The 25,451-nt window shown below is 64.1% G+C and carries 15 protein-coding genes; 10 read left to right on the forward strand and 5 right to left on the reverse strand.

Going from position 1 to position 25,451, the window contains the following annotated elements; all coding sequences use genetic code 11:
* Positions 1-12 precede the first annotated feature (12 nt).
* Positions 13-531 carry a TlpA family protein disulfide reductase gene (locus tag K1X71_10245; protein ID MBX7073515.1) on the reverse strand — a complete coding sequence of 173 codons (519 nt, stop codon included), beginning with the start codon at positions 529-531 and terminating at the stop codon, positions 13-15.
* A gap of 48 nt (positions 532-579) precedes the next feature.
* Here K1X71_10245 and K1X71_10250 point away from each other — a divergent pair, with 48 nt between their 5' ends.
* From K1X71_10250 to K1X71_10280, 7 genes are all read left to right on the forward strand, one after another.
* The gene (locus K1X71_10250; GenBank protein ID MBX7073516.1) at positions 580-2,388 is read left to right on the forward strand and encodes a PAS domain-containing protein; all 1,809 of its coding nucleotides are present in this window, start codon (positions 580-582) and stop codon (positions 2,386-2,388) included.
* A gap of 319 nt (positions 2,389-2,707) precedes the next feature.
* The gene (gene phoU, locus K1X71_10255; GenBank protein MBX7073517.1) at positions 2,708-3,415 is read left to right on the forward strand and encodes a phosphate signaling complex protein PhoU; all 708 of its coding nucleotides are present in this window, start codon (positions 2,708-2,710) and stop codon (positions 3,413-3,415) included.
* On the forward strand, positions 3,394-4,101 hold the full coding sequence (locus K1X71_10260) for a response regulator (GenBank protein ID MBX7073518.1): 708 nt from the start codon (positions 3,394-3,396) through the stop codon (positions 4,099-4,101). The genes phoU and K1X71_10260 overlap by 22 nt, the downstream gene beginning before the upstream one ends.
* A 246-nt stretch (positions 4,102-4,347) precedes the next feature.
* On the forward strand, positions 4,348-6,501 hold the full coding sequence (locus tag K1X71_10265) for a diguanylate cyclase (protein ID MBX7073519.1): 2,154 nt from the start codon (positions 4,348-4,350) through the stop codon (positions 6,499-6,501).
* A gap of 147 nt (positions 6,502-6,648) precedes the next feature.
* Complete coding sequence (locus K1X71_10270) at positions 6,649-8,574, forward strand: ABC transporter ATP-binding protein/permease (GenBank protein MBX7073520.1); 1,926 nt, start codon at positions 6,649-6,651, stop codon at positions 8,572-8,574.
* A gap of 54 nt (positions 8,575-8,628) precedes the next feature.
* Positions 8,629-10,512, forward strand: coding sequence for a hypothetical protein (locus K1X71_10275; protein ID MBX7073521.1), 1,884 nt, complete (start codon positions 8,629-8,631; stop codon positions 10,510-10,512).
* On the forward strand, positions 10,506-12,038 hold the full coding sequence (locus tag K1X71_10280) for a hypothetical protein (GenBank protein ID MBX7073522.1): 1,533 nt from the start codon (positions 10,506-10,508) through the stop codon (positions 12,036-12,038). Before K1X71_10275 ends, K1X71_10280 begins: the two co-directional genes overlap by 7 nt.
* A gap of 63 nt (positions 12,039-12,101) precedes the next feature.
* Here K1X71_10280 and tpx read toward each other — a convergent pair whose 3' ends face one another.
* Positions 12,102-12,623 (reverse strand): thiol peroxidase, encoded by a 522-nt coding sequence (tpx, locus tag K1X71_10285; protein ID MBX7073523.1) that lies wholly within the window; start codon positions 12,621-12,623, stop codon positions 12,102-12,104.
* Positions 12,624-13,438: 815 nt separating this feature from the next.
* Positions 13,439-14,857, reverse strand: a complete 1,419-nt coding sequence (locus tag K1X71_10290) for a hypothetical protein (GenBank protein ID MBX7073524.1) — start codon at positions 14,855-14,857, stop codon at positions 13,439-13,441.
* A 547-nt stretch (positions 14,858-15,404) separates the two neighbouring features.
* On the opposite strand from K1X71_10290, the gene K1X71_10295 reads away from it, so the two are divergent.
* Genes K1X71_10295 through truD form a run of 3 tightly spaced genes read left to right on the forward strand, consistent with a single transcriptional unit; the run spans position 15,405 to position 18,830 of the window.
* Positions 15,405-16,343 (forward strand): ABC transporter permease, encoded by a 939-nt coding sequence (locus K1X71_10295; GenBank protein ID MBX7073525.1) that lies wholly within the window; start codon positions 15,405-15,407, stop codon positions 16,341-16,343.
* 34 nt (positions 16,344-16,377) lie between these two features.
* Complete coding sequence (locus K1X71_10300; protein ID MBX7073526.1) at positions 16,378-17,634, forward strand: ABC transporter ATP-binding protein; 1,257 nt, start codon at positions 16,378-16,380, stop codon at positions 17,632-17,634.
* An 8-nt stretch (positions 17,635-17,642) separates the two neighbouring features.
* The gene (gene truD, locus K1X71_10305; protein MBX7073527.1) at positions 17,643-18,830 is read left to right on the forward strand and encodes a tRNA pseudouridine(13) synthase TruD; all 1,188 of its coding nucleotides are present in this window, start codon (positions 17,643-17,645) and stop codon (positions 18,828-18,830) included.
* Here truD and K1X71_10310 read toward each other — a convergent pair.
* Together K1X71_10310 and K1X71_10315 are read right to left on the reverse strand one after the other, a co-directional pair.
* Positions 18,814-23,148 carry a hypothetical protein gene (locus tag K1X71_10310; GenBank protein MBX7073528.1) on the reverse strand — a complete coding sequence of 1,445 codons (4,335 nt, stop codon included), beginning with the start codon at positions 23,146-23,148 and terminating at the stop codon, positions 18,814-18,816. The two genes, truD and K1X71_10310, sit on opposite strands and share 17 nt — an antisense overlap.
* A gap of 320 nt (positions 23,149-23,468) precedes the next feature.
* Complete coding sequence (locus K1X71_10315; GenBank protein ID MBX7073529.1) at positions 23,469-25,313, reverse strand: hypothetical protein; 1,845 nt, start codon at positions 25,311-25,313, stop codon at positions 23,469-23,471.
* Positions 25,314-25,451: the final 138 nt, after the last annotated feature.

The following is a 25,451-nucleotide window of genomic DNA, read 5'->3' on the forward strand; positions in this document are numbered from 1 at the left end:
CGGTCGCCACGCTTAACCCTTGGCGGCCAGCGCCTTTTCAATCGCCTCGTCGAGCGAGCCCTCGAGGCCGCTGTGCCAGGCGACTAGTCCATCGCGCCCAATCACATATTCCGCGGGGATGCCGTTTACGCCAAACGCGGAAAAGGTCGCCCCCGCGCCCAGGCCGGCTGGCCACGGAATGCCGCCGCTCTGGATGAATTCTTTCGATTCGTTGACGGTGTCGGCGCCTTCGGGCGTCACGCCTAAGAACACGACTCCCTGCGACTCGTGCCGGCGATACGTTTCGACCAATTCCGGCGCGTGGGCGCGGCAGGGTCCGCACCAGTAGGCCCAAAAACTCAGCACCAGCACGCGGCCTTGCAGGTCGCCCGCCGTGGGGGCGGGGCCATTGATCCACTCGCTCGCCACGATCTCCGGCGCGGGACTCCCCGGCGCCAGCAGGTTGCCTTGCGATCCCGGACCGCAGCCCAATACCAATAGCGCCAAGGCGAAACAGCCGGCGCCGAACACCAGCGGAGGCGAAAGTTTCATGGCCATAGGCTCCAGCGGCGAGTTGGGATTCGACTTCCCCTGCGAGAAATGTACGCTCACATTAGTTGGTTTGCCAATACTCTACTGGCGTTAAAGCTCATGTTGCCGCACCGCTTGTTGCTCCGTTTTCTGCTGGTGTTTGGCGTGCTTTACGCGCTGGTGGCGGCGGTGTCGATTGCGCTGATTATGCGCTGGGAGCGCGACCGCCTAGCCGCCGATTTTCGCCAATCTCTGCGCGAAATCGCCGCCGCCGCCGTCCCTGCTGATTGGCCGCCGCGAGACGAAGCCGCCGCCGCCGATTTGCAGGCGAGCGTCACCCGGTTGGCCGCCCCGCTGCGAGCGCGGCTGACCATCCTCGATCAGTCGGGCGCCGTGATCGCCGATTCCGATGGCGATCCCTCGCACGTTCCCAATCAATCGCGTCAGTCAGAGTTATTGGCCGCCGCCCGGCAGGGCGAGGGGATCGCCACCCGCGATGGCCAACCCGGCGACGAATTGGTTTGGTTCGCCACGAAGTTCAATGCGGCCGTGCGCCCCGGCTATGTCCGCGCCAGCCGCACCTGGGCGCCGCAGCGACAGTCGCTTGGCTCGCTCCGCAACCGCTTGCTGGCGCTGGCTGCCGCCGGCGCGCTGGTATTGATCGCCGCCACCTGCGTGCTGGTCGTGCCTCTCACACGCGCCGCCGGCGCCTTGGCCGCCAGCGCTCGGGCGATGACGCGCGGCGATTTCTCGCGCTCCGCGCCCAGCGAGTCGGTCGGCGAAGTGGCCGATTTGGCGCGCTCCTTCGAACAGGCCCGGCTCGAACTCGCCGCGCAGGTCGAACGACTGCGGGCCAATAGCGATCGCCTCACCAGTGTGCTCGGCGCCATGAGCGAAGGGGTCGTGGCCATCGATCCGCGCCGCCGCATTCTGTTCGCCAACGGCGCCGCCCGCGCGCTGCTCGAATTCGCCACGTCCGAGGTCATTGGCCGACCGTTGCTCGAAGCCGTTCGCCACCGAGAAATTCACGAAACCGTGGAGCAGGCCTTTGCCGCTGAAGAACCGTGCTTTCGCGAGATCGAAGGGCAGGGGACCACGCGCCGTGTGATCGCCATGCACGCGCGGCGGCTTCCCGGCGCGCCCAGTCCCGGCGTGTTGCTGGTAGCGCACGACGTCACCGAACTGCGCCGCCTGGAGAAGTTGCGCCAGGAGTTTGTGGCCAACGTCTCGCACGAGCTGAAAACTCCGCTCACTGTCATCAAGGCCTTTGCAGAAACCTTGCTCGATGGCGCCATCGACGACCGCGAGCACAACCGCGCGTTCGTACTCCAAATCTCCGAGCAGGCAGAGCGCCTCCATCAACTGATTCTCGATCTTTTGAGCGTCGCGCGCATTGAGTCGGGAAATGAGCGCTTCGACTTGCAGCCCTTGCCGCTGGAACCCATCGTTCGCTCCTGCCTCCAGCGATACGCCCCGACCGCGGAGGCCAAGCGCGTGGCGCTTACGGCAGGCGCGTCGCTCGCGGGCCTACAGATCTACGCCGACGAAGAGGCCGTTCGCGAAATCCTCGATAATCTCGTCGACAACGCGATCAAGTACACCCCCGACGGCGGCCAAGTCGAAATACGCTGCCAGGCCGAAGCCGCGCTGGTCCGCATCGAAGTGGCCGACACCGGCATCGGCATTCACAGCGACCATCAAGGGCGGATCTTCGAGCGCTTCTACCGCGTCGACAAAGCCCGCAGCCGGGAGCTAGGGGGCACCGGACTGGGACTGTCGATCGTCAAGCACCTGGTCTCGGCGCTCGGCGGCACGGTCGCCGTCGTCAGCCAGCCGGGCGGTGGCAGCACGTTTGTCGTGCGATTGCCGCGCGTCTGATTGCCCGATTCTCACCAATTCTTCACCGCATCTTCACTGCGGCGACGAATCGTGCCACGGTCCGACGTTGGGAGATGGTGAGCGCGCGCCGTTCGCTACAAGCGGGCTGTTGAAACGCTCAACGGAGCGTTACCGTATGATGGAGGACGCCGTCTTGCGGGCCAATCGCGGATTCGGAGAATGGGAACTGCGAAATCTTGCCTCCTGGTTGCATGGGGCGGGCAAGCTGGCCGACGTGGCCATGATCCGCCTCTTGCCCCCACGCGCAGCGCCAGCGCCCAGGGGGATGAATTTCGATACGGAGTTGACTGAGGCCGCTATGACCAAGCATCTGCAGCGCGACATGGAGTCGATCCAGCGAGAAATTCTCGCCCTCTCCGGCATGGTGGAAGAGTCGATTCACCGCGCTCGCCGGGCCTTGCTCGAGCGCCGGCTTGATCTGGCCGCCGAGGTGGTCGAAGAAGACAGCGAGATCGATCGCCGCGAGGTGCATGTCGAGGAAGAGTGTCTCAAGATGCTCGCGCTGCACCAACCGGTGGCCGTCGATCTGCGCCGCATCGCCACCGTGCTCAAGATCAATAGCGACTTGGAGCGCATCGCTGATCTGGCGGTGAACATCGCCGAACGGGCCCAGGCCCTCAGCGAGTACCCCGACATGCCCATCCCCAGCCGCTTGGAACGCATGATCGATCTGGCGACCTTGATGGTGCGCAGCGCGCTCGACGCCTTTGTGAACATGGACGCGCAGGCGGCCCGCCGCGTCTGCACGTTGGACGACGAGGTCGATCGCTACAACTGCGAAGTGATCGACGAATTGCATGAGCAGATGGAGACGCATCCACATCTGATCCGCGCGGCCCTGCATTGCTTCTCCGCATCGCGCCACGCAGAGCGCATCGCCGATCACGCCACCAACATCGCCGAAGACGTCATTTACCTCGTCGAAGGCGAAATCGCCCGACACCGGCACGACGGTATCCATCTGCCGCGCGAGGAAAAAAGCGCATGGCGCTCGCCAAAGTCTTGATCATCGAAGACGACGCCTCGCTGGTGGAGGTGTTGTCATACAACCTCAAGCAGGCCGGCTACGAAGTGCTGGTGGCGCGCGACGGCGCCGATGGCGTCCAGCAGGCCTTGGCCCGCGCTCCCGATCTGGTCATTCTCGACCTGATGCTCCCCTTGATCGACGGGCTGGAAGTGTGCCGCCGCCTGCGGTCGAGTTCCGCCACGCGGCACACGCTCATACTCATGCTCACTGCCCGCGCCGAAGAATCCGATCAAGTGGTTGGTTTCTCTCTGGGCGCGGACGACTACGTGACCAAGCCGTTCAGCGTCAAGGTGCTGTTGGAACGAGTGAAAGCCTTGCGCCGCCGCCGCGACCCGGCGCCAAACGACGGTGAGACACTGCTTGGCCAAGGCATCTCCATCGATCGCGTGCGGCACCGCGCGGCGGCCGGCGGCCGCCCCTTGGGGCTTACCCTCAGCGAGTTTCGCCTGCTCGAAGCGCTGCTGCGTCAACCCGGCCGCGCCTTCAGCCGCGCGGAATTGATCGACTCGGCGCTGGGCGACGACGCCATGGTGCTCGAACGCACCATCGACGTTCACATCCGTTCGCTGCGCCAAAAACTAGGCGCGCACGCCGACGTCATCGAGACGGTTCGCGGCGTCGGCTATCGCTTTCGCGAACACGATGGCGCGCCCATCGAAGGCTGAAAGCCGGCGGCTGTAGGCCGGCCGCATCGCGACCGCTCAGGGGGACGGAAGCGGCATTTCCCCGTGCTTTCTGGCCATTCACGGCCCTCATCGCGGCTAATCGGTCTCCAACCAGGCCGCTACATCCGCGGTACTTTCCCACTTTGGACAAACCACAGCAGTGACCTAGGTTTGTATTGCTGTAACCCGGCTGCGCGCCTGCCTTTGTATTGCTGCTTTGAGTTGCTGGTTTCGGGATAGATGTCGATGGGTATCGAGCTTGCTGGCTTTCCGTACTTGCCTGGCGATGGCATCGGCAATTTGCTGAGCCTCGAGCAGCCGCATCCCGCGCTGGCCACCTGTCTCGAAGACATCGCTCGCGATCTCGAACGCCTCGATCTTCTCGCCCCGCGCTCGGCCCAGGCGCCCCCCGCCGCGGCGCTGTCCGCTGTGCAAAATCTCTTTCACGCGCTGAAGGAAAAAGACGCCGCCACCGCGGCGCACTCAATGCGGGCCACCCTGGGTTGCGCCCTCTGGGCAGAACGGCTGCGGCTAGACGCCGACGAGCGCGACGCCATCGAATCGGCGGCCCTCTTGCACGACATTGGCAAGATGGTCGCGCCGCCGGCCTTGCTTCGCAAACCGGGACCGCTGACCGAACAAGAACGCGCCACGCTGCAACTCTGCCGCCGCGTGGGGCTCGAGGTGGTGCGCGACAAGATCGCCCTGCCCGCCGTGTTGGAGATCGTCTCGCACGCCGGCGCGTGGTACGACGGCAGCCGCCGCATTGTGGCGCCGCCCGCGCATGACCTGCCGTTGGGCGCGCGCATGCTGGCGATCATCGACGCCTTCGACGCCATGACCTTCGATCAATCGTATCGCGAGGCGATTCCGGTCGATCGCGCGCTCGCCGAACTGCAGCGTTACGCCGGCACGCAGTTCGATCCACAGTTGGTCGAAAACTTCTGCCGGCTGCCGGTTGAAGAACTGCTGCGACTGCGTGAAAGCGCCCAGCGACATTTTGGCGACTTGCCGCCGCGCGCCGCGCCGGTCGACGCGCACTTTCCATTGCGGCTCTTTCAGGATCAGCTCTTGGAACAGCTCAGCGACGCCGTCGCGTTCTTGGATCGCGATGGGCGCATCGCCTTCTGGAGCGACAGCGCCGCGCGCCTGACCGGAATTTCCAAGCTCGAAAGCCGCGGCGTTCGCTGGACCCCCGCGCTCTTGCACTTGCGCGATGGCTCGGGCGCGCGACTGACGGAAGGCGATTGCCCCGTGGCTTATGTGCTGGCCAACGGCAAACCGTGGGCCCGCCGTGTGTTGTTGCGCCGCGCCGACGGCGAGCTGATCGCGGTCGACGCTCAGGCGCTTCCGGTGACCGGCGACGACGGCGCCGTGCGCGGCGCCACACTGCTGTTGCGCGATCTTTCGCCCGAGGAGTCGTTGCGCGCCCGCTGCTTCAATCTGCAACAACTGATCACCCGCGACGGATTGACGCAGGTGGCCAACCGCGCTGAGTTTGACCGCGCGCACGCCCAGGCGGTCGCCCGCGCCCTGGAGGACGGCGCCCCCTACAGCCTGATTCTCTGCGACATCGACCACTTCAAGCACATCAACGATCGCTATGGGCATCCCGTGGGGGATGAAGTTCTCAAACGTTTTGCCCAATTGCTCGAACGCGCCTGCCGACAAAACGACCTGGTTGCTCGTTACGGCGGCGAGGAGTTCGCCATCATCTGCCGCGAATGCGAGCTCGCGGTCGCCGCCAGCCGCGCTGAGGCAATGCGCGCCGAACTGGCGAACTTGCTCCACAGCGAACTGGGCGACCGCCCGATCACCGCCAGCTTTGGCGTCACCGCCGTCGAGAGCGGCGACACTCCGGCCAAGGCGCTGGTCCGCGCCGATCAGGCCTTGTATCAAGCCAAACGGGGCGGTCGCAATCAGGTGGTCGCCATCGGCAGCGTCGGACCCGTCGCGGCCGCGCCGACGCCGGACGATCACGTGGTCGCCGAACAAGTGATGACGACCACCGTGCCGCCGCCGATCGCTGTCGAAAAGCTCCGCGGCTTCATCGCCGATCATCAGGCCGAATTGATCGAAGTCGACGAGCAGCGCGTGCGCATCAAACTCAACGCCTCGCGCGTCAAAGGGCGCCGCCGCCTGGGCGACCGACGAGTCGATTGTTTTCTCGACGTCGCTTTCGAGACCCTGGAACCGCTCGAAGCCAAGCCCGAACGCGGCCCACAGGTTGGCGCCAACCGCACGCGCATCCATGTCGCGGTGGTCGCGCTGCGCAGCCGCGATCGCCGGCGCAAGGCGTTCCGCGAACTGGCCGCCGAAATGCTGACTTGCTTCCGCTCGTACCTCATGGCCGACGTGGCCGACATGGCCGAAGTCGATCAGCCGCTGCAAACCAGCTAGCCGCATTATCGCGCGGCCGATCTCCCGATGGGTTCCGAGCTACTAGCCCCCGCTGCAAGTTTCTTGTTCTAATTGGACAGTCAGCCTGTTGCAGCACTCCGTTGGCCGCCAGGCGTGTCCCAATCCTTCTGAGAGCGCAAGAAACCTGTGGCCGGGAGATCCGCCGCCAGTCGGCTGCGATATCTGGAGTACAAACGCGATATTCGGCGGCGTCGTGCCGAGGGCGAGTTTCAACCCTCGCGCGGACATGGAACCCGCCCCCACTCCGGCGTCCGGCACAGGTCGTTCGGACAGTTGCTCACCCAGTTCTGGGGATTGATGCGTGGGCATCGCAGCGCGCTTGTATTCGCGCTGGCCACGCTCAGCGTTTCCACCTTGCTCAAGCTTTTTCCGCCGGCGGCCACCAAGCTGGTGATCGATCATGTCCTTGGCACCGAGCCGCTGCCGCCGTTGCTCGCACGCTGGTTGCCCGCCACCGATCCGCGTGGGCTGCTCTGGTCGATTGCCGGCGGCATCGTCGCCATTTCGCTGGTAGAGTCGGTGATTCACCTGTGGGGACGCTGGTACGCCACTCGCGCCGCCAAGCGTGTGCAAGCCAGCGTGCGCAAACGCTTGTTCGAGCATGCCGTGCGTTTGCCGTTACATCGCGTGTATCAGCTCAAGTCTGGCGGCGTGGCCAGCATCCTCCGCGAAGACGCTGGCGGCATCGCCGAGTTGATCTTCACCATGATCTACAACCCGTGGCGGGCGCTGGTGCAACTCATCGGCAGCCTGTTGGTGCTGGCCTGGGTCGACTGGCGGCTATTGGTCGGGGCACTGGGGCTATTGCCGTTGGTTTTTCTTGGCCACCGGACCTGGATCCGGCGCATCCGACCTCTGTACCGCGATATTCGTCTCCGCCGCCAAGAGATCGACAGCCACGCCACCGAGGTCTTTGGCGGCATGCGAGTGGTGCGCGCGTTCGGGCGCTCCGGCGCCGAGACCGGTCGTTTCTTGCGGGGCACGCACCTGATGGCGCGGCAAGAACTGAACGCCTGGTGGTGGGCCCGCTTTGTCGAGTTCGCGTGGGAAACCATCATCCCGCTGGCCACTGCCGCCTTGCTGCTCTATGGCGGCATGCAGGTTCTCGAAGGGCAACTATCGCTCGGCGATTTGATGATGTTTCTCGCCTATCTGGCAATGTTGCTGGGGCCGTTGGCGGTCATCGCCAATAGCGCCACGCAATTTCAAAGCGATTTGGCCGGCCTCGATCGTGTGCTCGATTTGCTGGCTGAACCGCAAGAGATGGTCCGTCCCGCCGACGCCGTGCGTCTCGATCCGACCAAGGTGCGCGGCCGCATAACGCTCCGCGACGTTAGCTTTCAATATCCCGGCGCCAGCGAGCGTGTGCTTCGCCACATCGATCTTGATGTTCGCGCTGGCGAATTGATTGCGCTGGTGGGGCCCAGCGGCGCCGGCAAGACCACGCTCTGCAATCTGGTCGCCCGCTTTTACGACCCCACTGCGGGCGCCGTGCTGCTCGACGGCGTCGATCTGCGCAAGATCGACGTCGATAGCTACCGCCGGCTGCTAGGTGTCGTCGAACAAGATGTGTTTCTGTTCGATGGAACGGTGGCCCAAAACATTGGCTACGCCACGCGCGGCGCCGCCGAAGACGAGATCCGTCGCGCCGCCAAACTGGCCAATGCCCACGAATTCGTGACCGCGTTGCCGGCGGGCTACGATACGGTGATTGGCGAGCGCGGCGTGCGCCTCAGCGGCGGCCAACGGCAGCGATTGGCCATTGCCCGCGCTGTGCTGGCTGATCCGCGGATTCTCATTCTCGACGAGGCCACCAGCAATTTGGACACCGAGAGCGAGCGCTTGATCCAGCAGAGCCTGGCCACCTTGCTGCGCGGTCGCACCAGCTTCGTCATTGCGCATCGGCTCAGCACCATCACCCATGCCGATCGTATTATGGTGATCGAGGGGGGCGAGATTATCGAGCAAGGCACGCACGACGAACTGCTGGCCGCTAGCGGGCGGTACCGCCGCATGGTGCAAATTCAGATGGGCATGGCCGAGGTCTTGTAGCGCCCACGCGATTACAATGCTCCGGCCCCAATTCACGGCAAGCGAATACCCCGCATGCAGCCAACAGAAGACGCCATCTGCCAGATGTACGCCGAACGTGAGGCGCGTTTTGCCCGCGAGGCCGCAGCGCTGGCGCGCCGCGCCGATCGCATCGCCAACGCGCGGATGGCGGTCTTTGCCGTGGCCCTCGGCGCCGTTCTGTATGGCATCTGGGGCGCCCCCAGTTTTCGAGGCCCGCTATTCATTACAGCGGGCCTGTTGGTCGCCGGGTTTGTGGCGCTGGTTGTTTGGCATCGGCGCGTGCTCAGGCAATGGGCCTACGAGGCGGGATTGGCTGATCTCAACCAGCAAGCGCAAGCCAGAATTCAGCGAAATTGGGGCCAGCTACCCCTCCCGCCGCTCGATCCCGCGTTGCTGCGCGATCCCTTGTCCATCGACCTCGACCTTTTGGGCCCGCGCTCGCTCTTTCACCTGTTGGCGCTGCCTGCCACGCCGCTGGGACTGCGCAGACTGGCCGACTGGCTGCTCGAACCAGCGCCGCTATCCGACATCGCCTCCCGTCAACTGACCATCGCCGAACTGGCGTCTCAACTTGACCGGCGACAAGAGCTGGCGCTGCTCAGTCGGCCGTGCGCTCGCGGCCAAGCCAGCCTCAACCCCTTTCTCGATTGGGCCGAGGGCCCAGTCTGGCTCGGCCAGCGGCCCTGGCTGATTCGGCTCACCCGAATCACTCCCTTAGCCTCGCTCGTCCTCTTTGTCCTCTACAGCGCAGGCCTGTTGCCGTTGTCGCCGCTGCTGGCCGTGCTGGTGTTGAATGTGGGGCTCAGTCTCCATTTTTGCCGGCAAATTCATCCGCTGTTCTCGCGTATCGCCTCGCGCGAAGGGGAACTGCGGGCCTATGTCGCGCTGCTTGCGCAGGTGCAACGCTTCTCGGTCACGTCGCCGGCCATGCGCGAAATTCAATCGCATGCCCGCGCTGCGCTGCGCTCGCTCGACCGATTGCGCCGCCTGATGGACCTGGCCGATCTGCGATTTTCGCAATTGCTGTACGGCGTCGTGCAAGCGACGACGCTTTGGGATTTTCATGTGCTTGCGTTCGTCGAAGCCTGGCAGGCGGCGCATCGCAGCGAGGTGCGTGGCTGGTTCGAGCATCTGGCGCGGTTCGAGGCGCTCTGCGCGCTGGCGGGCCTCAAGCACGATCAACCCGACTGGGCCACTCCTCAGGTCGATTCCGCCGCGACCGAAGTCGCCGCGCGGCAACTGGGGCACCCGCTGATCCCCGCAGCGCAGCGTGTCGCGAACGATGTGTCGCTTGGTCCTGCCGGCGCGTTTCTGCTGGTCACCGGATCGAATATGTCCGGCAAGAGCACCTTGCTGCGTTCGATTGGCGTCAACATCGTGTTGGCGCAGGCCGGCGCGCCGGTTTGCGCGGCGTCGCTGTCGTTGCCCCCCGTTCGGCTCGGCGCCAGTATTCGGGTCAGCGACTCGCTCGGCGACGGCGTTTCGCTGTTCATGGCCGAGTTGCGGCGCCTCAAACAGGTGGTCGACGACGCCGCTCGCGTGCAGCGCGCGGGCGAACGCCAATTCGTCTATCTGTTGGACGAAATCTTGCACGGCACCAACACGGTCGAGCGCCAGATTGCCGTGCGCCGCGTGGTGCGGCATTTGCTCGAGTGCGGAGCGATTGGCGCGATCACCTCGCACGATCTGGCCCTGGCCGATGTCGACGGGTTGGCTGCCGCCTGTCATCCGGTCCATTTCCAAGAGTCATTCAGCGACGGGCCCGCCGGGCGACAAATGACCTTCGACTACCAACTGCGGTCGGGCGTGGCCACCACGACCAACGCGCTAAAACTGCTCGAAATGGTCGGCCTGCCAGCCGACGATGGTCGCGCGCCGTGCCCCGCGCCCACTGTCCAGGAGGCCAAATCATGCTGACTCGCCGCGCCCTGGTGGGCGTGCTCTTGGCGTCGCTCAACCTCTCGTTTCTCTTGCCGGCGCTACCAGCGGACGAAGCGCCTGCTACCGCGCAGTCGCCGCGACGCTTTGTCATCTTGCTTCCCGCCGATCTGGCGATCGCCGACTCACGCGCGCGGCTGTTCGTGTTTCTCTCGCAGCGGCCGAGCGAGCCGCGAACCGGGCCCGACTGGTTTCATCCGGAACCCTTTTTTGCGATTGATGTCTCTCAGCCGATGGCGGGAGGGCAGTACGTCGTCGACGACCAGTCCGCTGGCTTTCCCGGTCCGCTCTCGGCGCTGGCGCCCGGCAAGTACCGCGCGCAAGCGGTGTTGCATCAAAACCACGATCATCACGACCCCGGCACGGCGTCCGGCAACTGGCATAGCGATGTGATGGATGTCGAAGTGTTGGACCAGCAGCCGCTCGACATTGAGCTTTCGCTTACGCAACAGGCGCCGCCGCGGCCCTTCCGTGGAACCGATTGGGTGATCGAAACCAGGCTCGCCAGCCCGCTGCTCAGCCAGTTCCACGGCCGCGAGATCGTCCAATACGCCGGCGTGGTGTTGCCAAAGGCCTATTTCGACGAGCCCGAGCGTCGTTTTCCGGTCGTCTACAGCATTCCTGGCTTTGGCGGCAGTTACCACGCGGCGCTGGCCTATCGCGATTCGCCCCCCACGGCCGCCGAGGGCGAAACCGATCTGATTCGCGTGTTTCTCACCGGCGAGTGCGAATGGGGGCATCATGTCTTCGCCAACAGCGCCACTAATGGCCCCCGCGCCGATGCCTTGATTCAGGAACTCATCCCCCATATCGACGCCACCTATCGCACTGTCGCCGAACCATCCGCCCGTTTCCTCACCGGGCATAGCTCGGGCGGTTGGTCTTCGCTCTGGCTGCAAGTCAGCTATCCACAATTCTTTGGCGGCGTGTGGAGCACCGCGCCCGACCCCGTCGATTTTCGTGACTTCCAGCGCGTTGACCTCTATGCCTCTCCGCCCCCCAGCCTGTTTGTCGACGAGCAAGGCGGCCGGCGCCCCTTGGCTCGCACCGCCGACGACCAGCCGCTGCTCTGGTTCGACTCGTTCCTGCGCATGGACGATGTGCTCAAACGCGGCGGCCAGCTTCGCTCTTTCGAGGCGGTTTTCAGCCCGCGCGGCCCAGATGGCGAACCTTTGCGTCTCTGGGATCGCGCCACCGGACGCGTCGATCCCAATGTGCTCAGGGCCTGGCAAGACTACGACATCAACAAAAAACTGGAGAGTAACTGGCAGTCGCTCGCTCCCCAATTGGCGGGCAAGCTGCACATCTGGGTCGGCGACCGCGACACTTTCTATCTGGAAGGCGCGGTTCGGCTGCTCAAAGAGACGCTGCAGCGACTAGGCAGCGACGCCAGCATCGTCATTGTGCCCGGCAAGACGCACTCGACGCTGATCGACAGCGAACTGCGCCAGACGATGCGCCGCGAGATGAGCGAAGTATTTCTCAAGTCGCGTGGCGGCGCATAAAAAACGCGGCGCCGTGCTGCTTTCCACGGTCGCCGCGCTGGAATGGTCGATCAACTCAGTCTCTTACAGCAGGCCCTTCAGCGCCTTGAGCGCCGCGTCGTAGTTCGGCTCCTGTCCTACTTCCTTCACCGTCTCGGCATAGACCACCTTGCCATCCTTGTCGACCACAAAGGTGCCGCGGGCCAAAATCTTCAGTTCGTCGATCAGCATTCCCCAGTTCTTGCCGAATGAGCGATCTTGATAATCGCTCACCGAGCGAATGCTCTTGATGTTTTCGGCGCCGCAAAACCGGTTCATCGCGAACGGCAGATCGAGACTCACCGTCCAGGCGTTTACCTTGTCTCCAAAGGCGCCGACTTCCTCGTTGAACCGCTTGGTCTGCTTCTGGCAAACCGGCGTGTCGAGCGACGGCACCACGCTCAGAATCGAGGGCTTGCCCTTCAGGTCGCTCGGCGTCAGTCGCTTCATCTGGCCGTCTTCAAAGGCGTGCATCACAAATTCGGGCGCCGCCTGTCCCGACTTCACTTCCTCCCCCACCAAAGTCATTGGGTTGCCCTTGAAAATCACTGCGCCTGCGCGTGCCATGTGCGTGTTCCTTAGTTGGTGTGCCTTGCTTCGCCCGCGCGGCGCTCTGGCCGCGATGGCAAACCGTGGTTGCCATGCGGGGGGAAACCCGTAGTATCCGCATCCCGCCCTAGCGCACAAGTAGCCATTTTCATGCCACTTGGCCCGCCGGGCTGCTGGCTGTGGCGCCTGTCGGCCGGTCGAGAAAAAAATTTGACACCCGCCCAGAAGTGGGGTATCAAGTAGTCGCTGACGAGAGTTGATCCGATCCCCGAGTCGGATCGTGTCGCGTCGAGGCCAACTGCGGGACCACGGGTTCGATTTACCAAGCGTCAAGCCCGTGGAGTGCGGGAATTCCCGAGTTGGCAACGGCCGACCAGCGGCTATCCGTAGTTGAATCTAGCGCTAACGAGGCTCACCAGACTCGCACGTTTCCGGCAAGTTCCGCCCTCCCTTTGCGAGGCCAGTAGGGCGGCAATGACCCCAGAGACCGGCGCTTGCCAACTACGGACGGGCCACAAAACGAACAAGGCGGGAAGATTTGCATCTTCCCGCCTTGTTCTATTTTCCGGTTGGCTCGCCGTCCGGGGGACTGCGGCCAATGGCGGGAAGATTTGCATCGTCCCGTCTTGGTTTATTTTCCGGTTGGCTCGCCGTCCGGGGGACTGCGGCCAATGGCGGGAAGATTTGCATCGTCCCGTCTTGGTTTATTTTCCGGTTGACTCGCCGTCCGAGGGACTGCGGCCAATGGCGGGAAGATTTGCATCATCCCGTCTGGGTTTATTTTCCAGTTGGTTCGCCGTCCGAGGGACGGCGGCCAAATGGTGGACAGTCAACTAACGGCAGCCACCGCAACCGGCGTTGCCGCCGCAGCCGCCACCGCCGCAGCCGCCATTGCCACAACCATTGTTGACCGGCACGCGGCAGGTGATGGTCTTGGGCATCATCCGGCAAACTTGCACCGGAACCTGCTCTTCGACCACCTCACGGCGCATCACCGTCACCGTCCGAGTCTTCTGCTCCGGCTCGCAGCGATACTCGGTCACCTGCATGGTCTTGGACTGCTTCTGAGCCGTGCAAACCGTGTACTTCACCTCACGGCTTTGCTGCTCTTGCACATACTTGCACACTTGCACATTGCGGGTGCGAGTTTCCGGTTTGCAGACCGTCACGGTGTAGGTGTACGGCTGCTGCACCTGCTGCATGCGAGTTACCTTCATGGTCTTTTGCTGCGGCACGCAAACGGTGTACTGCACCTCGCGCGACTGCTGCTCTTGCACCATCTTGCACACCTGCACCTGTTGGGTGCGGGTCTCGGGCTTGCACACCGTCACGGTGTAGGTGTACGGCACTTCGCTGATCTGCGGACGGCACACCGTATAGTTCACCTGCTTCTCGACGATGTTCGGCACCCACACGCTGCGCGTGCGGGGCTGGCATGGCGCACAACCGCCGCCATTGCCGCACGGGTTGCCGCAGGGGCTACCACACGGGTTGCAACCGCCGCAGCCATTTGAGTAGCTGCCGCAGCCACCGCCGTTACCACAACCATTGCCACAGCCGTTGCCGCTGCCACACGGGTTGGCGTCGCATGGCACCTGGGCCCAACTTCCCATATCGCAACGCACGGTGCGGGTGCGAGTCTCATTGACGTAGTTGCAAACCCGTCGTACTCCCTCGCGGGTTTCCTGGTGCGGAACCATGACCGTCACCTGCCGATCAACGGTCTCCGTCACCGGCTTGCAAACGGTGTAGTTCACCGTCTTGGTTCGCGTCTCGGGCACCATCACCGTCACGGTCTGGTCCACCTCAATCGGCTGGCAAACCGTCCGTGTCCCTTGGCGCTCCTCCTGGTGCGGCACCATCGCCGTGTACTGCTGCGTCATGGTCTGCATGACCGGCTTGCAGGTAGTGTAGTTCACCGTTCGGGTTCGTTCTTCGGGCACCATCACCGTGTATTCACGGGTCACATCGCGGGTGTACGGCACGCGGTTGTAAACCGTATAGGTCTGCTCCTGCTGCTCCGGACGGCAAACGGTGCGGCGCACCGTGCGCATCTCGGTCACCATCGTCGGCGCCATCACGGTGCGCTCGACCATTTGATACTGCGGGCCGCAAGGCGCCGCCGCCGTGGCCGCGCAGGGACTGCCACCGCAGGGGTTGCCGGCGCAGGGGCCAGATCCACAGGGGTGACCGTGCGAGACTAGAGCGCTGACAACAAGACATGGACCAAGTAGCAGTGATGATGCAAGCATGATGTTTCCTTCCTTTGCTTCCAAATTGCACGAACGTGCGCGACAAGCACTCCGGCGCCAAGCACGGCGTTACCAGCAAGCTGTATACCGCTCGACCAAGATTGCCGTCAGCGACCAAACGGACAAACTCCGCCTAGTCGCGCAAATTACAACATGCGTGATTCGCATTCTCAAGGCGCAAACTTCGCACCTCCGAAGAATTTTTTGCCAACGGCTTACGCGGTTGACCAACCTGATCGTCTACCCACCAGGTAAATGACTTGGTTCGTGCAGTTGGCCAAGTGTCCTTCCGCATGGGTCGATACATGTCGGCGCGCTGATGCGACTCACTTCAATGCGCTGCTCGGTTTCAAACCGTCTGCTTACATCAGCCAAAAGCCATGTGTTTGGCGCGATGCGTAGCAGCGGGACCCGCGCCAGAATCCAAGCAGCCTGCTTGCAAATCGGTAAGTAATGCGGCTGCTAAAATGAATCCCGCTTGGCACTTGCGACGAGCCCGCCTGGCACGTCACAATGGTGGGTCACTTCACCTCTGCTACGGCGCGTCATGAATTCTCCGACGACATTCCCCACCGGCGACAGTCAGGCCGCCGCTGCTCCCTTGGATGCGCCCGCCACTGGCTGGCAGGCCCTTCGTGCCGAAATGCGCGAGATGATCGTCGAAGTATGGCGTTTTCGCGGGTTATTGTGGCAGCTTACCCTCCGCGACCTGCGGTTGCGCTACAAACAAGCCATCATGGGCATTGGCTGGGCGTTGTTCATGCCCGTGCTCATTGTTGGCTCGGGCGCCCTGATCAAATACGCCATGGCGCAAGTGGGGGGCGTCGAGGTGCCGCTGTCGCGTTTGGCGGCCATGGCGCTCAAGTCGCTCCCCTGGGCTTTCTTTGTCGGCGCGATCGGCTTTGCCGTGGTGAGCCTGGTTTCGAATATGAACCTGGTGACCAAGATCTACTTTCCGCGCGAGGTGCTGCCTCTCTCGACGGTGCTTACCCAATGCGTCGATTCGGCGCTCGGCGCCAGCGTGCTCGCGGTGATCCTCTTCACCGTGGCCGAGGTGCAACCCTCGTGGCAAGTCCTCTGGGTCTTTCCTTTGGTCGCCATGATCTTTCTGTTCACGGCCATGTGCGCTCTCATGTTGAGCTGCGCCAATCTCTTCTTTCGCGACGTCAAATACATCGTGCAGGTAATCTTGACGTTTGGCATCTTCTTCACCCCCGTCTTTTACGAGCCAGAATTGTTGGGGCCGCGCGGCTCTTGGTTGATTATGCTCAATCCGCTCGCCCCGTTGCTCGAAGGTCTCGATGTCGCCGTCATCGAGCGGCACAATCTGCTGGAGCCATTGATGGTCCAGTCCAAGGCCGGTGTCGATATCATTGCCTGGCATCCGCTTTACCTGCTCTACTCCGCCATTTGGTCGATTGGAGGCTTTTTTCTCGCCTGGTTGATTTTCCACAAGCTCGAGTTTGTCTACGCCGAATACATTTAGCTCCTCCTGATTCCGCCGCCCCACGAAAAGCCCCATGCAACAGGACGTTGTCGTCGAAGTCGATCGCCTGTGGAAAAAATTCCACCGTGGCGAGGTGCACGATAGCCTGCGCGATTTGATCCCCGCCTTGGCTAAGCGCCTGGTGCGCCGTGCGCCCAAGTCCGACGAGCTCGCCGCCGGCGACTTCTGGGCGCTGCGCGATGTCTCGTTCGAAGTGCTCCGCGGCGAATCGTTGGGCATCATCGGTCCCAACGGCGCCGGCAAGAGCACGTTGCTCAAGATCCTGTCGCGCATCTTGCGTCCCAATCGGGGCCGGTATCAGGTGCGCGGCAAGCTCCGCGCCCTCATCGAAGTGGCCGCCGGCTTCCACCCCGACCTCACCGGCCGCGAGAACATCTATCTGAACGGCTCGATTCTCGGCATGTCGTCGCGCGAGATCGATCGCAAGCTCGACGCCATCGTCGATTTTTCCGGCATCGCGCCGTTCATCGACACCCCAGTCAAACGCTACTCCTCCGGCATGCAGGCCCGGCTCGGCTTTTCCGTCGCGGCGCATTTGGAGCCCGATGTGTTGCTGGTCGACGAAGTGCTCGCCGTCGGCGACGCGATGTTTCAAGAAAAGTGCCTGCAGCGCATGAACGAAATCGCCCAGGCCGGCGCCGCCATCATCTTCATCAGCCACGACCTGCGTGCGATCGTCAACCTGTGCGACAAGTGCATCCTGCTGCGGCAGGGACAGATTCAAAGCTGGGGCGAAACGGCCGAGGTGGTCAGCCAATACACCTCCGACTGCCACCTGACGCAAGATCGCCACGAAGAAAACAACAACTGCCGCATCATCCGCGTCTCGGCGCAGGGCGAGCATACCGGCTCGCAACTCACCTTCCCCGCCGGCGAGCGCGTGCGGATCGAAATTGAGATCGAAGCCAAGCGGCTGCTGGAGGCCACCTCGCTAGAAATTCATTTGCACGACAAGAGCGATCAACTCGTCTTTCGCGCCTCCACCGCGCAACTTGGTCAAACGCCACGCGCGCTGCGCGCCGGCGAACGACTGACCGCCGTCTTCGAGCTTGATCTGAATCTCGGCGCCGGCGTTTACGGCCTGGGCCTGGCGGTCCGCCGCGCCGAACACGCCGTCAACTATCTCAATCAAAACTGGCTCATGCCGTGGAACATCGTCGCGCCCAATCAAGGGGGCGGCATGTGCTATCTCAACTGTCAGCTCGCGCAGTTCGATATCGCCCAGCCGGGGGCCGCCCATTCGGTGGCCACCAGCGGATCGGCCGGTTAAACGGCGCCATGACGTCAGGCGCCAAGCTGCGATGCCTGCCCGACGATTTTCAAGTCGAGGAAATCACGCGCCTTGCGCCGCGGGGCGGCCGCTTTGCCTTCTATCGATTACGCAAGCAAAACCTCGGCACGCCCGAGGCGTTGGCCGCCATTGCCCGCCGCTGGCGTCTGCCGCCCCGAGCGATCGCCTTCGGTGGCCTCAAAGACAAGCACGCCGTCACCACGCAGCACCTCACCATCGAAGGCGGCCCCCGTCAGGAACTGGCGCAAACCAATCTGTCGCTCGATTACCTCGGGCAAGTGGACCGTCCGTTTCATGCCAGCGACATCGTGGCCAACCACTTCCAGATCGTGCTCCGCGACCTCGAACCCCGACGCGCTGCTGCGATGGCCGAGCGATTGGCGCGGCTCGGCGCTATCGGCGTTGCCAACTATTACGACGACCAACGCTTTGGATCGCTTGGCGCTACTGGCCAATTCATCGCCCGCGCCTGGGTCGACCGCGATTACGAGCGCGCCTGCCATCTGGCCCTCTGCGATTCAACCGACAGCGACCGGCCAGACGACCGACTCGACCGCCAGCGCATCGCCGCCGCCTGGGGCCAGTGGGACGATCTCGCCCGCCAGGCCTGCCGCGACGATCGTCGGGCGGTGCTTGAAGAACTATGCCGCTCCAATAACTTTCGCCGCGCGTTTGTGCGCATCGCCCACCCGCAGCGCAGCCTGTATCTCTCCGCCTATCAGGGCTTCCTCTGGAACGAACTGCTCGCCGAACAACTCAACCGGCTCGTTCCGCCGGCGCAGGTGGTCGCCGTGCCGCTCAAGGCAGGCCGGGCTCTCCTCTATCGCGAGCTTGATAGCGCGGTGCTCGACGCGCTGCGCCAACTTGCGATTCCGCTGCCATCCTCGCGCATTGCGCCAGTGGGGCCCATCGCCGAACTGATCGAGCGCGTGCTGGTCCGGCATCAAATCACGCTCAAAAAGCTCCGCGTCGACTACCCGCGCGACAGCTTCTTCTCCAAAGGGGAGCGCGCGGCGATTGTTTTTCCCGCCGAGCACCAAGCCGCCGCAGAGCCCGACCCCCTGCATCCTGCCCGCTCGCTGGCGCGGCTTCAGTTTCAATTGCCCCGCGGCGCCTACGCCACCATGGTCGTCAAGTCGCTCTTGATCGGCGATTCTGTCACGGCGTCGGGCTGATGCCCAATAGCGCCTCTTCCTCTTCTTGAATGATGATCCGCGGCGTCACCATCATCATCAGGCTTTGCGTCTCGCGCCCAATGCCCACGTTCTTGAACAGGCGGTTGATGTACGGCACCTTGCTCAAGATCGGCACGCCAAACTCGTTGCGCCCCTCGCTCAAGCGCTTGATGCCGCCCAACAGGATGGTGCCACCGTCGGGCACGCTGACTGTGGTCGTCACCGTGACGAAAGAGAACGTTGGCAATTGCACCGTGGTGCCGGAGGTGACGGTCTCCGATTCTTCCTCGCGCGCGTCGGTGTCGTCTTCCGGCCCGTCCGATCCGCTCGATTCGCGCGTGGTGGTTGAGCCTTCGAAGGTGAAGGTGTCCACTTCGCCAATGTTGCTGAAGAACGGCACGATCGTCAGCCGCACAAACCGCCGATCGCTCGACACCGTGGCCTGCACCGTCATAAAGGTGCCTTCGTTGAGCACCACGATCACTGGTTGCTGGGCCGCCGCGAAGTCGCCCACCACCGGAATCACGCTGATCACAAACGGGCTCTGCGACGTGTCGGAGACCGTGGCTTGTTGGCCGTTGAACAGCGTCACTTTGGGCGCTTGCAACACGTTGCTGCGGCGGTCTCCCTGCGCGGCATTGATGAAGAAGAACGCCTCGATGTCGCTCAAGATGGCAAAGCCCAGCGAGGCGCCCGCCGTGGGATCGAACCCGCCGAACTGCGGCACCGACAGGCCAAAACTGTTTTGCGTGAACGGAATGTCGAGGTCGGCCGAGAAGGTGCCCGGCGCCGTCATGCCCACCACCGTCGTTTGATTCTTGCGCAGATCGACCGAGTTGAAGGCGCGCGGCACGTTGGTGAACAGTGTGCCTGGCGGCGGCGCGCCGTACGCGGTCGGCGTGTCCGGGTTGGGCCGCCCAAAAATCTGGAACGGCTTGTCGGTGTTGTCGTTGATGTTGAAGTCGAAATCGACGCCGATTCGTTCAAAGAAATTGTCGTTGAGCGTGATGAACCGCACTTCGATCGTCACCTGCAAGTCCTGCAGGCGGCGCAGTTGCTCGAGCAGGTCGCGGATTTGGTCGTGTACGTCCTCGGTCTGGCTGATGACCAGGCTCAAATTGGTGCGAAATTCCTCGATCGCCCCGGAGCCGCCCACCTCGTCCCATGTGGTGGGCGCGATCGTGGTGGTGATCAGTTGAATCAAGCTGTCGAAGTCGGCGGCCACGCCGCCCCCCGCGCCCCCCGGCCCCGCGCCCGCCGGCGCCGAACTGCCGAGCATCGCCCCGGCCATGGTCGATTGTCCGCCGCCCGCGCCCATCTGTCCCAACAAGGTCGGATTGATCGCCGCGCTGTTCGGCGTGCCGTCGCGGCTGGCCACCACCGCCAAGGGCGATTGGCCGCTGAAGCCGGTGCCACCGCCGTAGCCCAGGCTGGTGTAGGCGTCGTGCAGGCTCCCGGCCAGACCCATCCGCGGCCCCGGCACGAAGTTCGGAATCGGAATCACCAGGTCGGCCACCGGATACATCACCGGCAACAATTCGCCGTTTCGGTACTGCTCGCTGGTGATCTTCAGCACTTCGTCCTTGATGACGTAGCCCAGATGCAACGGCTCCAGCACCAGGTTCAAGGCGCTCTTCAGCGAGATGTCTTGCTTCAGGTTGATCGTCACCGGCGTGGTGGTTTCCACTCCCTCGGCGCCCAGTCCCTGCGGGTCGATGTGGATGTTGATGCCCGCCACGTTCGCCAGGCTGTCGAGCACTTCGCTCAGCGCGGCGTCTTGGAACTGCAAAGACACCGGAGTCTTCAGCTTCTGTTCGATCTGCATCTCCCGCTCGTTGCGGCGCGGGCGGTCGCCCAGCGCCAAGCGTTTGCGGCGGTCGGTCAGTTTTTCCCATTCCAGCTTGCTGCCAAAGTCGATCGGCTTGCGATCGTCGAACGGCACGCTCGAGGCGTCCACCGCTTCGAGCGAGGCCACAAAGCCGTTTTCCTTGTCGAGCTGAATCTGCTTCTGCTGATTGAAGCGGCGCACAAAATTGGCGTTCCAGCGCAATTGCTCGGCCAGCACATTGTCGGGCGCCAACTCAATCGCCTTCTTGGCCACCACCTCGGCCTCGGCGTAGCGCTCTTCGTCCATCAGGTTGTTGTATTCGTTCACCCAGGCGGCCAACTTCTCGTCGACCTCCACCTTCATCTGGCGCTCGCGGTCGAGTTCGCCCAGTGTGGCCTGATTCTTTTCTTCCAGCTCGATGTCGGCCCGATGCGCCTCGAAGTATGCCTGAATGTCCGACTCGGTCCGTTCCACCCGCGCGTGCAACTGCCGCCGATGCTCGGGCGCGACTTGCGCCGTCTCAATCAAGGAGTGCGTTTGTTTGAGCAGTTCGAGCGCGCCCTTGGGATCGGTTTCCTTGAGCCCCATTGCCCGGCTCTGCTGATTCCCCACCTCGACGCTGATCCGCTTCTGCAGCATCCGCTGACCGGCGGACACGTCTTCCAATAGCGAGCCAGGCGCCCCGCTCGGCGACAAAGGATGCGGCTCGCCGGCCGGCGCAGTGGCCGCTGGCGGCAATGTCTGTGGCGATAACGGCCGTGGCTGCGCGGGGGGCGCCATCGGACTCGCCGAGGTGGGCGGCTGCGGCCGCGCCGGCGCCCCTGCGGGTATGGGTTGCGCGGGGGGCGCGTCGATCGGCTGCGGCTGTTGATCCAATGTCTCGGGCGACTCGGGCGCCGCTGCCGCCGGATTGGCGCCGTCAGCGCTCGCCAGATACTGCGCCAGTCGGGCCTGCTCTGGCGGCGAAAGTTCTTGCTGACTCTGGCGGGCTTTCAGAAAATACGCCCGCGCGGTGTTCACGTCCTGCTGACGCAGCGCGTTTTCTCCTTGCGCCAGCCATTGGCTCGCGAGCGCCTGCGCCACGGGTTGCGCCTGGGCAGCGCGTGGTTGCGCCGCCGCGGCTCGCGGCGCCGGCATGTTGGCCGCGCGTGGCGCCGCCGGTCGCGCGCTGAGCGGTTGATCGAACGGTTCGTCGCCGGGCTCTTCTTGCGGAAAGTCGAAGCTGGCGTGCGCCGCTTGCGCTGCCTGTTGCGACGCCGAAAGCGCCGCCGGCTCCTGATAATCGGCCGTCGACACGCCCGCCGGCTGTTGCAGCGCGGCGCTCGCGCCACCCGCCAGTCGATTGCCACGATCGCGCGGCGGCTGGCGGCGTTCGAGTATCTCGGCCAACAGTTCCTCTGGGCTGGCGCCATCGGCGGCCTGCTCGCCCGACTTGGCGCTCTCGGCCATCGCGCGCCGCGCGAATTGCTCGGCCAGATGGAGCTTGTCGCCGCGGATCGCCGCGCGCGATTGATCCATCAGGTCCTGGATGCGCCGCTGGGCAGTGCTCATCCCTTCGCCAGCGGCCATCGATCCGGCCGCCGCGCCCCCTTGGCCAGTGCGGGCGTTCTGAATTCGTTTGAGCAAAGCTTGCGGGCGACCGTCGCCGCTTCCCGCTCCGCCCGAGAGCGATATCGCCTGCTGAGCCAAAGATTCGGCGGCGTCCAGTTCCGCATAGCGCAGCATTCCTTCGGCCTGCTCCAAGGCCAGTTGCGCCGCGGCCTCGCTCGCCGTCGCATGATCGCCTTTGGCCAACGCCTCAGAGATTGCTTGCTGCTTCTGGATCAGCGCCTCGACCTGCTGCGGCGCGTCGTGCGTTTCGGCGCCTGCCGGCGCCCGTTTGGCTTGCTCCACCAGCAACCTGGCCTGCCGCACGTCTCCGCTGGCCAGCGCTCGCCGCGCTTCCAGCAGCGTCACGCTGGCGTCCGCGTCGGTATCCAACAGAGCGGGCTCGCGCGGCGCTCCCGCTGGCGATTGAATTTCTCCCTCGGCCGGTGGCGAAGTGATCAATCCTTCGGCATCGGGCGGCGCGCCGCCGGCGGCCGGCGCCGCAGCGCGTGCGGAAGTCGCCGGTTGCCCCATCATTTCCTTCGCCGCGCTTGCCTTGGCGCGCTCGCGCGGGTCCGCTTCTTGCCGGGCGCGAAGTCGCTCCAGATCGCGCCGCGCTTTCTTCGGCGTGTCGCCCAGGTGCAGCATGCCGAGCGAAACGCCCGATTGCTCCGCCCAGGTGATGGCGCGGTCGGCGGCGTCCAGATTCCCTTTTTCCATCGCGGCGCGCGCGGCGCGCAGCCCGTCGAGCACATCTTGGCGAGTCGGCGCGTCGTCATCCGCCGTCACCGCGTTGGCACAAACCAACAGCGGCGCCGATAGGTCAGCCCCCTGCAAGGGCGGACCAGCCAGCGCCCAGCCCCAGGCGATAGTGCTGATGACGATCCAGCGTTTCGTGTTCAACGCGAACTCCTTTCGCGACGCAGGACGGCTCGTCCTGCCGGCGAGTCGGCGGACCGCGGGCAGCCGCCGCTCGTTGCTGCATTCTTCGCCCCAGCGCCCTACAACATCCGTGTCGAGGCCGCGCCGGCGCAAACCGTCTAGGGCCGTGCCCAAAACGGTTGAATGAGCGGGATAGATACTCGCCCCTGTAAAGAGGGTCAAGGGCAGTCAACCGCAAACCCTACCCCGGCGATGCGTCTAACGGTCGTCTAGGCAAATGGCGCAACGCGCGTTGTGCTGCCGGTCACGCGCTGGCGTGCTGGCGCCGCTATGGCTGCCGCTTATCGGCCGCCGTCGTCATTGCCGCGCCGTCCCCGGCGCGGCTTCTTGTCGTCCTGCTGCTGTCCCGCCATGCCGCCTGCGGACGGCATACGCCCCTTTTTGTCGCTGCTGAGCGCGTCGTCGTCGTCCTTGTCTTTGTCCTTGCGCTTGCTGGCTCGCTCCGCCTCGTCGTATTGCTTTTCGATCTCGCCAAAACGAGGTTCCGCCTTCCGCACCTTCAAGCGGCCGCTCGGATCGAGCACCAGCAAGGTGGCCGGCTGATCGCGACCTTCCCCCTCGCTACGCATATCCAATACGGTGGTCTCGGTGCGGAAATCGACCGACTTCCCCTTTTCGCCCATCCGCGGGTTGCCCCCGCCCGAGTCGGTCAACATCACCTTATCGCTCTGTTGATTCAGCAGTTGACCACGAAACGCGATCGGCACGACCGCAATCGCCTTGCCCCCCGTCGGCAACCATTGCTCCAGTAATACCGATGTCCCCAACTCGCGATCGCTCGTGGGGGTGACCAACTCGCCGGCCAACAGCGTGCCGTCGAACGGAATCGTCACCGCGTCCGAAGCCGCCGTCGCCGCCGTGCGCATGTAATCGTTGGCGGCCAACTCGGGTTCGGTCAGGTAGTTTGCGTCGACACCGAAATTCGGATTCTCCAGCACCAACCAAACTCGGTACCTGTAGGTCTTGCCCGGCTCGGCGGTGAAATCGAAATACCGAAAAAGCAGATACGGCGATGAGCCAGCGGCGGCGGTCGCGGCGGGCTCCGCTTCGGTGTCGGCCGCCGGCGCGGCGGCATCAGGGGCGGCCGCTGGGGCCGCCGCCAAGGGATCGGCCTCTTCACCCGCTGCTGGCGCCGGCATCGGCATGGGATCAGCCGCCGCCACGGCAGCTTCGCGCTTTGGCGCCAGTGGCAGTTTTTCGTTTGTTATTTCTTGAGCGTCCCATTCGCTTCCTACCAAGGGAGGCAGCGGTTCGGTCACGGCGGGATCGACCACGCTGGCGTCGGCGACCTCCACGCTGTTGCCGTTATAGCGCGCTTTCTCAGTCGCGTTCGCGGCTGAGGCGTCGATCCACTGCCATTTCAGGTCATTGTCCGCCACACCAGGAATCACCTCGGCCCGCTCCACCTGCGCTGCAATCCCGTTGCGAATCGGCTTGTATCGCGGCGTTTGGTCCCCCTCCATCGGCATCGAAACCCCGCGGAACGTCTCGGCAAATGCCTTGGCCTGACGGTCGACTGGCACAAGTCCCACAATCACCGCGTAGGGCTTGCCTTCGGCGTTTCCCGTCGCCGCTGTCGCGCCCGCGCCCATGCCGCCCGCTCCAATCCCCATTCCGCGCCGTGGCATTGCTCCGCCAGCGCGCGGCATCGAACCCCCACCCGCTGGAGGCGCCGCCGCGGGGGCGGCCGCCGGCGCTGCTGCTACCTGCCCCTTGGGCTTGAGATCGAACGCCCCCACTCCGGTCGACACCTTCAGGTCTTCCAGCGCCAATAGCTGCGGCTGATTCCGCTTGTTCCCCGCCGGCCAGACCGGGGGATCGACCGGTTTCCATTCAAAGCCGTCGAGCGTGACCTTTTGCGTCACCGCTTTGGCCTTGTCGGCGTACTCGACCACCTTGATGCCCGACTGCTCCAAATCAAACGTCGAGCCGTCAATGTTCGTCCGCGCTCGCTGCGCCAGTTGGCTCAATTCGCTCGGTGTCTGCGTCACGCGCTCCAGGCCAAACGCGCCATAGAGCAACAACAGGCAGCAGAGCGCAAAACCGCCAAACACAATCTTCTCGACGTGATTGACGAGAAACGATTTGATCTTGGTGGTGTCGAGCTTGATCTTCGGTTTGGCCATCGCAAAATCCTTCGACTCGGACCGAATTGCTACGGTTGTGCCGCTGCCGGCTCTGCGGGCGCAGCCGGGGGGACAGCCCCCGGGTCCGCTGGCGCCGCGCCTTCTGCTGCCGGCGCTGCTTCAACGGGCGCGGCATCG

The organism is Pirellulales bacterium (assembly GCA_019694455.1).
In the GTDB taxonomy this organism is placed as follows: domain Bacteria; phylum Planctomycetota; class Planctomycetia; order Pirellulales; family JAEUIK01; genus JAIBBY01.